Genomic DNA, 14,937 nt, shown 5'->3' on the forward strand with positions numbered 1-14,937 from the left:
TATTAGAGAACCTTGACCTGTACGCATTCTTTTCTCATAAGCCTCAGAGCATTCAAAGTCACCAAAACCGTACCACCCGCATCCGAAAGCACAGCGGCCATCAACCCCGTCATACCAAACAGGGTAGTCAACAGAAACAGGGTATTTACGCCCAGTGCCAGGGCAATATTCTGACGGGTAATACTTGCTGTTTTCTTTGACAACTGAATCATACGAGGCAGTTCTAACAGCCGCTCGTGGGTGAGGGCGGCATCCGCTGTTTCCAGGGCCACGTCACTGCCTCGTCCCATGGCAATGCCCAACTCAGCGGTTTTCAGCGCGGGTGCATCGTTGATGCCATCGCCTACCATGGCGACAGCGCCATTATTTTGAGCCTGAATGGCCTGAAGGGCTTTCACCTTGTCTTCCGGTGATAACTCCGCTTGGTAGTCTATTCCCAGTTTGTCGGCAATAGTGGCGGCTGTACGTCGGTTGTCGCCGGTTAGCATGATACTGCCAATACCGATATTTTTGAGCTTTCTGATCGCTTCAACAGCGTCTTCTCTCAGTGTGTCGGCCAGGCTGATAAGACCCAGAATGGCTTCTCCATCCTGAACGACCACCACCGTGTAGCCTTCTGATTCCAAGGACTCGATGGTGGATTTGTTTTCACCAAGATCCTTTTCATCAATATAACGGGGAGCGACTACTTTTATGTCTCGTCCTGAGACGGTGCCCTGAACCCCACGACCCGTTAAAACCCGGATGTCTGTCGCTTCTGAGAACCTGAGATTCCTGTTTTTGGTTTCATCAATAATGGCGTTAGCCAGAGGATGGCTGGAACCCATTTCTAAAGAGCCTGCCAGAGAGAGTACTTTATCTTCCTGCTCGCTGATGCCTACCACCCGGGTAACCCTGGGTTTACCCTCAGTCAGGGTGCCGGTTTTATCAAAAGCCAGCATTCTGATATTTCTCAGTTGTTCCAGAGCTGCGCCACCTTTAACCAGCGCACCGAAGCGCGCCGCAGAAGCCAGTGCCGACGTGACTGCGGCTGGAATGGATACGACCAGTGCACAGGGGCAGGCAATCAACAGCAGCGTCAAGGCTTTGTAGGCCCAGGGCGTCCAGTCCGCGCCGCTAAACAGCGGAGGGATGATCATGACCAGAGCTGCCAGCCCCATGACCAGTGGTGTGTACCAGGCACTGAATGCATCGACCATTCTGGCCACCGGTGCACGGCGTTCTTCCGCCTCTTCTATCAGGTTAACGATGCGATCAATGGCGTTCTCACCGGGTTCTGATACCACTGTTAATCGAACAGGCTGATCGACCACCATGGAGCCCGCCATGATCTTTTCATTAGCTTTCCTGTTCACTGGAATGGACTCGCCCGTCACCGCACTCTCGTCAAAAGAGCCGTGACTGGAATCAAGAACGGCATCGACCGGTAAACGATCGCCGGGTAACACTTCAATCCGCTCACCGGGCACCAGAGAGTATGCAGGTACTTCTATTCGTTCACCGTCTTGTACTTTCCAGGCTGTGTCTGGCGTGAGTTGCATCAGGCTTTTAATGCCAGCTTTGGCTTTTCTTCCGGCAAAACCTTCCAACAGTTCACCCAGAGAAAACAGTAACAGCACCAAACCTGCTTCAACGGTTTCACCCAATATCAGGGCACCTAATGCGGCCAGGGTCATCAGGGTTTCAATACCGAACCAGGTGCCATTACGAATCTGGATGAGTGCTTTTCTGGCAAAAGGCAGAACACCCAGCGTGGTCGCTACCAGAAAGCCCGATGAACCCCATACCGGGTCAAAGTACATGAAGGTTCCAGCCAGGGTCATCACTACAGCGAGGAGGGTGAAGGTCGAATGGGCTTTCCAGAGAGGCTCCTCCGCTTCTTTACGGTCTGTGCTTTTCAGGGTAAACCCGAGCTGTTTTACTGTTTTCTCGATGTTTTTGGGGGAGACTTTCTGATCCAGGTCAATCACAAGGCGTTCTGTCGCGAAGGCGACTCTGACCTGCTTGACGCCGGGGGTGACAGCCAGTGCTTTTTCGATGTTTGTTGCACAGCTGGCGCAGTCCATCCCACCCACGGACCATTTATAGCGAGTAGTCGCTCCAATGGCGGTGGCGGGCTGGACCACTTTGTCTACTGAGCAGCAGCTTTTCGTCGATGTGCATGTGGACATGGCTGCACCCTTCCTTAAACACATAAAAATATATTTATATGTTATGCCTGATTTCAGTAGAGTCAACCTGTTTTTTGATAACATGCTTGCTACTCATCAGGATTTTTGATGAGTAGCGTCAGGAGGGGCTTACTTGAGGGCTACCTTGATTGCCTGCTCAGCGCAAGCCTGGTCCAGGTGACCACCTGGCGCACCGCCAATTCCGATGCCACCCACAATCTGTCCGTCAACCTTGATGGGCATACCGCCACCGAGCAGCAACATGCGTGAGTCCATATCTTTCAGACCTTGCAGGAAAGGCTTGTCGGTCACCAGTTTGGCCAGGTTGGCAGTAGGCTGACCCATGGAGGCTGCGGTGAACGCTTTTTTCTGAGCACTGTCCACAGTGTGTGGTCCAGCCAGCTCGGAACGTCCGAAGGCTTTCAGGGAACCTGTGCGGTCAACAACAGCAACACTGACGTTGTAACCGTCTTTGCGACAGAATTGCAGACCCTGGTTGACCAGCTCCAGAGCAGCTCCGTCAGTCAGGGTTGGCAGAGCAGTGGTTTTTGCCTGCACACCAGTAGCCAGTCCGGTAGCAATGAAGGCCAGTGCGATAATGCTCTTTTTCATGGTGGTTTCCTCAATGTTTTTCTTGTTGTTTCTGTGTTGCTGTTGTCTCAGCGCCTGTTTGTAGATTAGTGAGCCACCATTGCCCTGACCTTGCCTGAACATTACAGGCTGGAAAGGTTCCTTCTTTTCTCACGGTTTACTGTTACTCTTGACACTGAGAAAAATACTAATAATGTCCCCGGATTTTGGAGTAGCCTGTTGAATATCCTGATGGTAGAAGACGACTCAGTTATATCCACCTTTGTCAGTGACGGCTTAAAAGAACATGGTTATGGCGTTGCCCAGTGCCAGAGTGCAGAGGAAGCTCTGGATGAAGTGGTGGTTGAGCCTTTTGATTTGGCCATTGTGGATATTATGCTTCCGGGAATGAACGGTCTGGATCTGGTGAAAACACTCAGAGGGCAGGGTGTCGCTTTTCCTATTCTTTTTCTCAGTGCACGAAAGGCAGTAGACGACAAGGTTTCTGGTCTGCGAATCGGTGGGGATGACTATCTCACCAAGCCCTTTTCTTTTAATGAGCTTTTGGCGCGGATAGAAGTACTGCTTCGTCGAAACCAGTCTACCCAGACACAGACAGTGTTATCTGAGAAACTGAGTTTCCACAGCCTCAGTTTTGATCCTTCCCGAAAGCTGGCCTGGCGAGGGGATAAAAAACTCTCCCTTCAACCCCGAGAAATGGTTCTGCTGGAGTTCTTTCTTCGAAATCGTGAGAGAGTGATTTCCAGAACACAAATCATGGAGCATGTCTGGGATTATCAGTTCGACCCACAAACCAATGTTGTTGATGTTTTGGTCTGTCGGCTGAGAGGCAAGATTGATAAAGATGAATCCGTAAAACTGCTGCACACGATCAGGGGGATGGGTTATGTGCTCAGAGCCGGTGAATAAATCAGTCAGTAGTGACAGAGGAGTCATGACACCCACCAAGCGAATACTTACTTTCTGGTTTGGATTCATTATGCTGATGATTGCCTCCGGTCTGGGAGCCGTCAGTTATCACCTGTTTGAAGAGGAATTAGTCAGCCGGGATGCTCAGCTGTTGAAAGTAATCAACAACAATATGCAGCGCATATACAACAGCAATGGTCAGAAAAAGATTCTGTCAGTGCTGGAGCGTGATCGTTATTTTTTGCGTTTGAGTGGCTACAGTGCCAGCCTTTGGGCCAATGATGGCGAGTTACTTTTTCACGAGGGTGTCGATCTGCCGTTCTCTTTGACCGAAACTTTGAGTGATGGAAGTTTGGTCACCAGGCAGTTGATTGGCAATCAGACACTGGTGCTGAGTCTTTCCGGCAAACTGCGTTATGAAGAGCTGGCCAGCTTTCGCAATGTTATGCTGGTAACGCTGTTGGCACTCTGGGTCATCAGCATTCTTCTGGTAGCCTGGCTGAATGAGCGGATGCTGAGACCCATCCGCAAGCTGGTGGAACATGTTAAAACACTGCAAAGAAAGGGCTTGCAGGATAAACTTCCACTGTCGTCATCCAGAAACAGTGAGTTAGGCCAGCTAACTCTGCTCTTTAATCAGCAGATGAGCCGGATTGATCAGTTGATTCGGAGTCTTGAAGACACTCTGAATGCGGCAGCCCATGATCTCAGAACCCCTTTGACCCGGATGCGACTCAGTGCAGAAAAAGCCATGATTAATAATGATCCCAGGGTATTGAAAGAAAGCCTGATGGATTGCCTGGAAGAAAGCGAAAGAATGTTGGCTATGGTCAACAGTCTGCTGGATGTGGCAGCAGTGGAGCAGCATTTGGATGCCAGAGATCGTAACCGGGCCAATTTGTCTGATCTGATTACCGAAGCGGCTCAACCCTACGAATATCTGGCGGAAGAGAAGCGCATCCGCCTCAGCTTTGAGCTGCCTGAGGCCATGAATGTCCTGGCCAGTCCAAACCGGTTACGACAGGTATTTGCCAACCTTCTGGATAATGCCCTCAAATTTACTCCGGAAGAGGGCAGTATTCTGGTTTCAGCCCGACAAGAAGGCGACGAGTGGCGAGTGTCAGTGAAGGATTCTGGCAGTGGAATTGCCGCATCTGATCTGCCTCATATTTTCGATCGCCTTTATCGGGGTGATACCAGTCGAAAAACACCGGGGTTTGGTCTTGGACTGTCTCTAGTCAAAGCGATTATTGAGGCCCACGATGGCAGGATCAAGGTAGAAAGCAAAAAAGGGCAGGGGACCGAGTTTAACTGCCTGTTGCCAGCAGCTTGATCAGGGGGGAGCCAGCCAGAAGCCTCTTGTGCTGGACCGCGTTCTCTGCTGTGCCTGATGATTTCACCAGAGAGAATCTGTTTTTTGTGCAAACATGTGCGAAAACAGATAACAGCGTCAAAAACACTTTTAAGGTTGGCAATCGAGTCTTTGGCTGAATCCGGATCAGCTTTTTCTATTGTCCACAATCGCCTATATAAATATGTGCCAAGTACGCACTCACAAAGTTGGTTGAAAGTAGTACAGCTTTTTTAACGAATGCAGGTGAAAGTATGACCATGCTGTATGCCTTAAAGTCACTTTTTTTTTTAGTACTTTTGTTTTTTTATCAGCAGGGACTGGCAAACGACACTTATCGCCTTGAAAAATTTCGCAATTACCAAATGAAAAACTGGAAACCACTTTCAAAAGAGCAACAAATGCGCACGGGGCAACCCGGCATGAGCCCACTTGAAAACATCCGCATTGGCTTTGTCAGACTTAACTTAGCCTCTGACGATTTAACCGGAGATGGGCGACTGGAAATCTGTGAAGATTACGAGGTTGATGAGCAAGACTTTAATCGTTTGAACAACTTTTATTTTAATTATGTGAACAGGGGTAATCCTCAACGTCGAAAAGTTCGAATTCAAAGAGTGTTGAGACTCATACAGCGAATATTCGCTATGAATATAAATATGACCAATGGACAAAGCCCGGCTGATAAACAGCGAGTTGGAGCAAAGGCAAAAAGTCTCTTTGAACAATTGTTTTTGTCTGTAAAAGTAAATGGCAGAAGTAATCCATATTTCCATTATTTCTTTTTAGGTTCGGCGGCACATCAGTCCAGTCATGTCGGTGTTAATCATGGTCTGGTCCTGATGCTTCTTGCTTTTCTTGGTCCCCACTTTCTTTCCCCGTATGACTTTTATACTTATTGTAAAGTGCTGGGTAACAGATATACCAAACAAAGTTACGGCCGAGCATTCGACAGTTCATTGCTTTCTGAAAATATCAATGAATATAATTCTCCGCAAAGCATTGCCAATCAATTAATTGCAGCCCAGTTGGACGCAGAAACAGCACTTCTAATCGGTTTAACTGCAATAGCATCAGCAGCTTTCCAGTGCGTGAATCTTGATAAGGAATTGCAAGAGACACTAGAAACTGTGTTACGAGAATACTTGCAAGACGATCTTCTGATCATTCTTCACAGCAATATTGTCAGCTATTGCCACCCTGTTAGCTCATGCCCGGCACCCAGAGCTATGTTTACCGGGGCAGGCATCGAAAGGTTTACACGCAGTCTTGTAGGCATTGACTTCAGTTCTGAGAGTTCAGACAGTGAGTATTTTGTTGAGGAGTCAAATTCTGAGCATCAGGATCAGTCGATAGTCATACAACAACAAAATGAACTGATAACCCAACTACGACGGGAATTAGCATACCAAACCGCAACGGAGGAAGCAGGTGCAGTTGGAGGAGTCTCAGGAGAAACCAAAAAATGCCCACTTTGTACCGGACAAATGACAGATAATATAGTGTTAAATCGCTGTGGACACGCCGGTTTTTGCAAGAACTGTGCTGAGCAACTTGTATATGAACAGAGGAAGTGTCCCTTTTGTCGGGATATACCGTTGTCGTATATTAAGATTCGTGACATGTCTTTTCCCTGAATGCTGCACAGTGACAGCCTGATGTTTCTCCTTCGAAGTTAGTGGGATCAGCTCTCTTTTCCCCATCAGGATAGACCTGAGGCCAGGCATGAGGTGGTCGGTATCAATGATAATATCCGGATCAGCTTTTTCTATTGGCTTCCATGGCCTATATAAATATGTGCCAGGGACGCTCAAACAGAGCTCGTTAATAGTAACGCAGTTGTTTTAACGAATACCGGTGAAAGTATGGTCATACCCTGTGACTTAAAGACGTTTTTGTTTTCAGTATTTTTGTTTTTTTATCAGCAGGGACTGGCAAACGACACCTATGGCCTTGAAGAGTTTTGCCAGTATCAAAAGACAAACTGGAAACCGTCTCCGGAAAAACAACAAAACTACACAGCTCAACCCGCCATGGACCCTCTTGAAGACATCCGTGTTGGCTTTCTCAGGCTTAATTTAGCCTCTGACGATTTATCTGGCGATGAGCGACTGGAAATTTGTGAAAAATACGAGGTTGCTGAACAAGACTTTAGAAATCTGATAAACCTTTATTTTGATTATGTGAACATGGGTGATCCTCAGTATCGAAAAGTTCGCATTCAAAAAATGCTGAGACTCATAAAACGTATATTCGCTATTAATACAAATATTACCAATGGAAAAAGCCGGGCAGAGAGAAAACTAATCGAGATAGCGGCAAAAAGCCTTTTTGAACAAATGTTCTTGTCTCCCAATATAAATGGCAGCAGTAATCCTTATTTCAATTATTTTGATTCAACTCCTGAGTCACATCGGCCCTATAATTTCGGAGTTAATAACGGTCTGGTCCTGATGCTTCTTGCTTTTCTTGGTCCCCACTTTCTTTCCATGGAGCAATTGAATACCAATTTTGGCGTCTTGAATAAAAAATATACCGGAAAAAGCTACGTTCGAGCATTCAACCGTGGATTGCTTTCTAGAAATATCGATGAATATAATTCTCCGCAAGGCATTGCCAATCAATTAAATAGAGCTGAATTGGACGCAGGAACAGCACTTCTAATCGGCTTAAGTGCAATGGCATCATCAACTTATCAGTACATGTGTACACAACTGGAATCGCGAGATACACTGGAAACCGTGTTGATAAGTTACTTATTACCCGGTCTTCTGCCCATTGTCTACAGAAATATAACCCGCCATTGCCTCCCTCCCTCGCGCCTTCTACCTAGGGTTATGTTGACCGTGAGTGGTATCCAGGAGTTTACACAGAGTATTTTGGGTATTGACCTCACACCTGCATCATCGTCAGAAAGTCTGAGCAATCTAAGGTTTTTACATTACTTAAGTTTTTATTCTGAGGATTCAGACAGTGAGGATTCTATTGAGGAGTCGGATTCTGAGTATCAGGATCAGTCAATAGTTATTCAACAACAAAATGAACTCATAGCCGAATTGCGACGGGAATCAGCAAGGCAGCCTGCAAGGGAGGAAGCTGGAGCAGTTGGAGGAGCTCTGGTAGAAACCAAAAAATGTCCAATTTGTCGCAACCCGGTGGAAGATACTATGTTGTTGGCAAGTTGTGGGCACGCTGGTTTTTGCAAAGATTGTGCTGAGCGAATTATAGATGAACAGAGGGGTTGTCCCTTTTGTCGGGAAAGACCCTCATCATACATTAGGGTTATTGACATGTCTTTTCCTTGAGTGTGGCACAGTGCCAGTCTGATGCTTCTCCTTCCGGATTAGTGGGATCAGCGTTCTTCTTCCCATAGAGATACACCCGAGACCAGGCTTCAGGTAATTGCTGTTAATGGCAATATCCGGATCAGCTTTTTCTATTGGTTTCCATGTCCTATATAAATATGTGCTAAGGAAGATCACAGAAAGATCATTAATAGCAGTGCAGCTGTTTTAACGAATGCAGGTGAAAATATGGCCATATCATTTGCCTTAAAGACGCTTTTGTTTTCAGTGTTTTTGTTTTTTTATCAGCAGGGGCTGGCAAACGACACTTATCGCCTTGAAAAATTTCGCCATCATCAAATAAAAAACTGGAAGCAGCTTTCAAAAGAGCAACAAAGGTGCTCGGGTCAGCTCGGCATGAGCCCAGTTGAAAATATCCGCATTGGCTTTGTCAGGCTTAATTTAGTCTCTGACGATGTATCTGGAGACGAGCGAGTGGAAATCTGTGAAGATTACGAAGTTGATGAGCAAGACTTCAATCGTCTGAACAACTTTTATTTTAATTATGTGAACAGGGGGAACCCTCAACGTCGAAAAGTTCGAATTCAAAGAATACTGAGACTAATACATCGTATATTCGCTATTAATATAAATAGGTTCAATGATCAAAGTCGGGCAGAGAAAGAGTTAGTCAATGTAATGGCAAAAAGCCTTTTTGATCAATTGTTTTTGTCTGATTATATAAATGGCAGTATTAATCTTTATTTCCATTATTTCTATTTAGCTCCGGCGGAACAGCGGTGCAATTCTGCCGGTGTTAATAACGAACTTGTCCTGATATTTCTTGCTTTTCTTGGTCCCCACTTTCTTACCTATGACGAACTTCATATCTGCTTTACAGTGTTGTATAACAGATATACTGTAAAAAACCACGACAAAGCATACGACCGTGCATTGCTTTCTGAAAATATCAATGAATATAATTCTCCGCAAAGTCTTGCCAATCAGCTAATTGCAGCTGAATTGGACGCAGAAATAGCGCTTCTAATTGGTTTAACTGCAATGGCAACAGCAGCTATTCAGCGCATGTATTTAGGACAGGAGTCGCAAGAGACACTGGAAACCTTGTTGATAAGATGCTTGCCATACGAGCTTCTGGGCACTATTTACACCAAGATGTCCAGCCATTGCCACACTCGACGCACGCGCTGTAGACTTGGGGTTATGTTCACCGAGTATGGTATGCGAGAGTTTACACACAGTATTGTTGGTATTGATCCCACTCCTGTATTACCAGAGGCATCTTCCTTAGAAAGCCTCGAATTTCTGAATCAGTATCCTAGTTCAGGCAGTGAGGTTTCTGTTGAGGAGTCGGATTCTGAGGATCATGATCAGTCAATAGTTATTCAACAACAAAATGAACTGATAGCCGAGCTAAGACAGGAATTAGCAAACCAGTCTGCAACGGAGGAGGCAGGTGCAGCAGGAGGAGTCACAGGAGTCACTAAAAAATGTGGAGCTTGCCTCAAGCCACTGGAAGAAATGATCAAGTTCGAAAGTTGTGAGCACGCTGGTTTGTGCCAGATTTGTATTGAGCGAATTATACGGGAGCAGACCGGTTGCCCCTATTGTCGGTTAAAATCGGAATCATACAAGAGAGTTTTAGATATGTCTTCTCATTAAACATTGGTTGTCACCTCTTCAGTTGCAACGGATCGGCTTTTTTTATTGGTTACCATGGTCTATAAAAATAGGTGCCTGGGACGCTTACGCAAAGCTCGTTAATAGTAGTACGACAACAGTAGTGCAGCTGTTTTAACGAACGCCGGTGACAGTATGACTATACCATGTGCTTTAGAGACGCTTTTGTGTTCAGTGTTGTTGCTTTTTTATCAGCATGGGCTAGCTAACGACACCTATGGTCTGGAAGAATTTCGTCATCATCAAAAGACAAACTGTAAACCACCTTTAGAAAAACAACAAAACTGCAAAGGTCAACCCGCCATAAGCCCACTTGAAAACATTCGCATTGGCTTTGTCAGGCTTAATTTAGCTTCTGATGATCTATCAGGAGATGGGCGATTGGAAATCTGTGAAAATTACCAGGTTACTGAGCAGGACTTTGCACGTCTGAACAATTTTTATTTTAATTATGTGGGCGTGGGTGATCCTCAATATCGAAAAGCTCGTATTCAAAGAATGCTGAGACTCATACATCGCATATTCTCTACGAATATAAATATGATCAATGTGCAAAGTCCGGAAGATAGAGGACTAATTAATGTAACGGCAAGAAACCTTTTTAAACAATTGTTTGCGACTGCCAGCATAAATGGTGAAAGTAATCCTTGTTTCAATTATTTTCATTTCGTTCCGGATGCCCCTCAGCCCAATTACGTTTGTGTTAATAACGACCTGGCCCTGATGTTCCTTGCTTTTCTTGGTTTCCACTTTTTTTACAAGGATGAACTTTATACCAGCTTTTGTATGTTACATAACATATATACCGGACAAAGCTACGATCAAGCATTCGACAGTGCACTGCTTTCTGAAAATATCAATGAATATAATTCTCCGCAAAGCCTTGCCAATCAATTAAATACAGCCGGATTGGACGCAGAAACAGCACTTCTAATCGGTTTAACTGCAATGGCATCAGCCGCTTTCCAACGCAGTAGTTCGGGACTGGAATCGCAAGAGACACTGGAAACCTTGCTGATAAGATGCTTGCCATGCGAGTTTCTGAGCATTGTCTACAGCAATATAGCCAGTCATTGCCACTCTGGATACTCGTGCCCTATACCTATGGCTATGTTTACCGAAGAGGGCATGCAAGAGTTTACACACAGTATTGTGGGTATTCACCCAACACCTGCATTATCGGAGGCATATTCGTTCGAAAGTCTGGACTATCTATTGGATTATTCTGAAAGTTCATACAGTGAGGGTTCTGATGAAGAGTCGGATTCTGAGGATCAGGAACAGTCAATCGTTATTCAACAACAAAATGAACTGATAGCCCAGCTACGACAGGAATTTGCAAGCCAGCCTGCAACGAATGAAGCGGGTGCCGTTGGAGGGATTAGTGGAGTCACCAAAAAGTGTGGAGTTTGTCTCAAGCCACTGGAAGAAATGATGAAGTTCGAAAGTTGTGAACACGCCGGTCTGTGTCAGATTTGTATTGAACGAATTATACTGGAGCAGACCGGCTGTCCCTATTGTCGGGTAAAATCGGAATCATATAAGAGGGTTTTAGATATGTCTTCTCATTGAGCATTGGTTGTCACCTCTTCGGTTGCAACGGAGAGGCTTTTTCTATTGGTCTTCATAGCCTATATAAACATTTGCCAAGGATGCTTATACAAAGCTCATTAACAGTAGGAGGCTCGTTTAACGAATGCAGGTTAAAGTATGACCCTACAATGTGCCTTTAAGACGCTTTTGTTTTTAATATTTTTGTTTTTTTGTCGGCAGGGCGTGGCAAACGATACCTATGGCATTGAAGAGTTTCGCCAGTATCAAAAGACATACTGGAAACCGCCTTCAAAAAAACAAAAGATGCATACAGGTCAACCCGCCATGAGCCCACTTGAAAACATTCGTATTGGCTTTGTCAGCCTTAATTTAGCCTCTGACGATGTATCTGGCGATGAGCGACTGGAAATCTGTGAAACATACGAGATTACTCAGCAAGGCTTTGAACTTCTGATAAGCTTTTACTCTAATTATGTCAACATGGGAGACCCTCATTATCGAAAAGTTCGCATTCAAAGAGTATTGAGACTGATGCATCGTATATTCACTATAAATATAAATAAGACCAATGGACAGAGTCAGGCAGATAAAGAGTTAATCAATGCAACGGCAAAAAGCCTTTATGAGCAATTGTTTTTGTATGTCAACATAAATGGCAGCACTAATCCTTATTTTCATTATTTTCATTTCGCTACGGCGGTAGAGCAGTCCAATTCTGTCGGTGTTAATCACGATCTGGTCCTGGTGTTCCTTGCTTTTCTTGGTCCCCACTTTCTTTCCAGGGAGGAGCTTTATACCAACTTTAGAGTATTGGATCAAAAATATACCGTAAGAAGCTACAATCGAGCATTCGACCGTGGATTGCTTTGTAAAAATATCAATGAATATAATTCTCCGACAAGTATTGCCAATCAATTAAATACAGCTGAATTGGACGCAGGAACAGCACTTCTAATCGGTTTAACTTCAATGGCATCGGCCGCTTTCCAGCGCATGGATTCAGGGCTGGAATCGCAAGAGACATTGGAAACCGTGTTGATAAAATGTCTGCCATACGAGCTTTTGGCCATTGTCTATAGCAATATTGCCAGCCGTTGCTATCCTCCCTCGCGCCTCGTACCCGGGGCTATGTTTACCGTAGATGGTATGCAAGAATTTACCCTCATTATCGTGGGTATTGACCTCAGAGCTTTATTATCGGAGGCATCTGCGTCAGAAAGTCTGGAATATCTTCTGGATTATTCTGAGAGTTCAGGCAGTGAGGGATCTGCTGAGGAGTCGGATTCTGAGGATCAGGATCAGTCAATAGTCATTCAACAGCAAAATGCACTGATAGCCGAACTACGCCAGGAATTAGCAAACCAGCCTGCAACGGAAGAAGCGGGTGCGGTTGGAGGAGCCTCAGAAGAAATCAAAAAATGTCCAATTTGTCGCAACCCAGTGACGGATATTATGCTGTTACAAAATTGTGGGCACGCTGGTTTTTGCGAGGATTGTGCTGTGCGACTAATATGCGAGCAGAAGGGCTGTCCCTTTTGTCGGGCAACACCTTCGTCCTACGTCAGGGTTCTCGACATGTCTTTTCCTTGAATGTCTGCACAGCCAGTGTATTGCCTGATGGTAACTGATACGTTCAAGCTCATTGACAAAATACTTGTAAGGATCAATGCCCGCAACAAGACAACTGACGGTTAATGTCCGGAACAGGGTAAGGTTGTCTGCCCCTTCCTGCATAGAGCCAAAAAAGCAGTTCTTTTCCTTATCGGGATACAACTGAGACCGGACAACAGGTGGTTGGCGTCAATGGCAACATCCAGATCAGCTTTTTCTATGGGTCTCCATAGCCTATAAAGATATGTGCTAAGGAAGCTCACACAAGGCTCACTGATAGCAGTGTAGCTTTTTTAACGAATGCAGGTGAAAGTATGGCTATAACATGTGTCTTAAAGACACTTTTGTTTTCGGTGTTGTTGTTTTTTTATCAGCAGGGGCTGGCAAACGATACCTATCGTCTTGAAAAATTTCGTAAGTATCAAATGAAAAACTGGAAACCCCTTTCAAAAGAACAACAAAACTGCACAGATCAACTCGAAATAAGCTCACTTGAAAATATCCGTCTTGGCTTTGTCAGGCTTAATTTAGAATCTGATGATTTATCTGGAGATGGTCGACTGGAAACCTGTGAAACGTACGAAGTTTATGAGAAAGATTTTAATCGTCTGAACAACTTTTATTTTAATTATGTGAATAGGGGTAATCCTGAACGTCGAAAAGTTCGCATTCAAAGAGTATTGAGACTAATACATCGTATATTTGCTATTAATTTAAATAGGTTTAATGATCAAAGTCGGGGAGAAAAAGAGTTAATCGATGCAATGGCAAAAAGCCTTTTTGATCAACTGTTTTTATCTGTCAACATAAACGGAAGAAGTAATCCCTATTTCAATTATTTTCATTTAGTTCAGGGGGGGAAGCAGTGCAATTATGTTGGGGTTAATAACGGTCTGGTCCTGATGTTTCTTGCTTTTCTTGCACCCCACTTTCTTTCCAGGGATCGACTTTATACCTACTTTTGTATCTTGGGTAACATATACACCGGAGAAAGCTGCGATCAAGCATTCGACCGTGCATTGCTTTCTGAAAATATCAACGCATATGATTGTCCGCAATGCCTTTCAGATCAATTGAAAGCAGCCGAATTGGACACAGGAATAGCGCTTCTGATCGGTTTAACTGCAATGGCATCAGCGGCTTTCCAGCGCATTGATTCAGGACTGGAGTCACAGGAGACACTGGAAAACTTGTTGATAAGATGCTTGCCCTACGAGCTTTTGCCAATTGTCTACAGTAATGCGGCCAGGCATTGCCGCCCAGGACGCTCATGCCCTGTACCTGCGTTTATGTATACCGTGAATGGCATGCAAGAATTTACATCCAGTATTATGGGTATTAACCCCGCACCTTTAACGGAAGCATCATCGTTCGAAAGTCTGAAGTTTCTAATGGATTATATTGAGCTTTCAGATAGTGTAGGTTCAGACAGTGAGTTTGCTTCTGAGGAATCGGATTCCGAGGATCAGGATCAGTCAATAGTCGTTCGGCAACAAAATGAACTGATAGGCCAATTACGACAGGAATTGGCAAACCAACCTATAACGGAGGAAGCGGGTGCTGTCAGAGGAGTCTCTGCAGGAACCAAAAAATGTCCAATTTGTACCGACTCGCTGACAGACGTTGCGGTGTTACATCGTTGTGGACATGCCGGTTTTTGCAAGACTTGTGCTGAGCGGCTTATAAATGAGCAGAGGGAATGTCCCTTTTGTCGGGAGATACCGTTGTCATACATGAAGGTTATCGATATGTCTTTGCCCTGAAT

10 protein-coding genes are annotated in these 14,937 nt (G+C 45.0%); 8 read left to right on the forward strand and 2 right to left on the reverse strand.

Going from position 1 to position 14,937, the window contains the following annotated elements:
• Nucleotides 1-2 precede the first annotated feature (2 nt).
• A complete protein-coding gene (locus P6910_RS05960) occupies nt 3-2,171 on the reverse strand; it encodes a heavy metal translocating P-type ATPase (RefSeq protein ID WP_317145366.1) in 2,169 nt (722 codons plus the stop codon).
• A 129-nt stretch (nt 2,172-2,300) separates the two neighbouring features.
• On the reverse strand, nt 2,301-2,885 hold the full coding sequence (locus tag P6910_RS05965; RefSeq protein WP_317145367.1) for a heme-binding protein: 585 nt from the start codon (nt 2,883-2,885) through the stop codon (nt 2,301-2,303).
• A 96-nt stretch (nt 2,886-2,981) separates the two neighbouring features.
• Between P6910_RS05965 and P6910_RS05970 the strand changes: the two genes are divergently transcribed.
• The 8 genes from P6910_RS05970 (at nt 2,982) to P6910_RS06005 (ending at nt 14,935) form a co-directional block, all read left to right on the forward strand.
• Complete coding sequence (locus tag P6910_RS05970; RefSeq protein ID WP_317145368.1) at nt 2,982-3,671, forward strand: response regulator transcription factor; 690 nt, start codon at nt 2,982-2,984, stop codon at nt 3,669-3,671.
• 25 nt (nt 3,672-3,696) lie between these two features.
• Nucleotides 3,697-5,004: a HAMP domain-containing sensor histidine kinase gene (locus P6910_RS05975; protein WP_317145369.1), complete on the forward strand. Its 1,308-nt coding sequence runs from the start codon at nt 3,697-3,699 to the stop codon at nt 5,002-5,004.
• Nucleotides 5,005-5,276: 272 nt separating this feature from the next.
• Nucleotides 5,277-6,659, forward strand: coding sequence for an RING finger protein (locus tag P6910_RS05980; protein WP_317145370.1), 1,383 nt, complete (start codon nt 5,277-5,279; stop codon nt 6,657-6,659).
• Between the two features lie 228 nt (nt 6,660-6,887).
• Nucleotides 6,888-8,327 (forward strand): RING finger protein, encoded by a 1,440-nt coding sequence (locus P6910_RS05985; protein WP_317145371.1) that lies wholly within the window; start codon nt 6,888-6,890, stop codon nt 8,325-8,327.
• Nucleotides 8,328-8,555: 228 nt separating this feature from the next.
• Nucleotides 8,556-9,989, forward strand: a complete 1,434-nt coding sequence (locus P6910_RS05990; protein WP_317145372.1) for an RING finger protein — start codon at nt 8,556-8,558, stop codon at nt 9,987-9,989.
• Nucleotides 9,990-10,142: 153 nt separating this feature from the next.
• Nucleotides 10,143-11,579 carry an RING finger protein gene (locus P6910_RS05995; protein WP_317145373.1) on the forward strand — a complete coding sequence of 479 codons (1,437 nt, stop codon included), beginning with the start codon at nt 10,143-10,145 and terminating at the stop codon, nt 11,577-11,579.
• Nucleotides 11,580-11,717: 138 nt separating this feature from the next.
• Complete coding sequence (locus P6910_RS06000) at nt 11,718-13,151, forward strand: RING finger protein (RefSeq protein WP_317145374.1); 1,434 nt, start codon at nt 11,718-11,720, stop codon at nt 13,149-13,151.
• Between the two features lie 335 nt (nt 13,152-13,486).
• Nucleotides 13,487-14,935 carry an RING finger protein gene (locus P6910_RS06005; protein WP_317145375.1) on the forward strand — a complete coding sequence of 483 codons (1,449 nt, stop codon included), beginning with the start codon at nt 13,487-13,489 and terminating at the stop codon, nt 14,933-14,935.
• The last annotated feature ends 2 nt before the right edge of the window (nt 14,936-14,937 follow it).

The organism is Endozoicomonas sp. 8E (assembly GCF_032883915.1).
In the GTDB taxonomy this organism is placed as follows: Bacteria; Pseudomonadota; Gammaproteobacteria; order Pseudomonadales; family Endozoicomonadaceae; genus Endozoicomonas_A.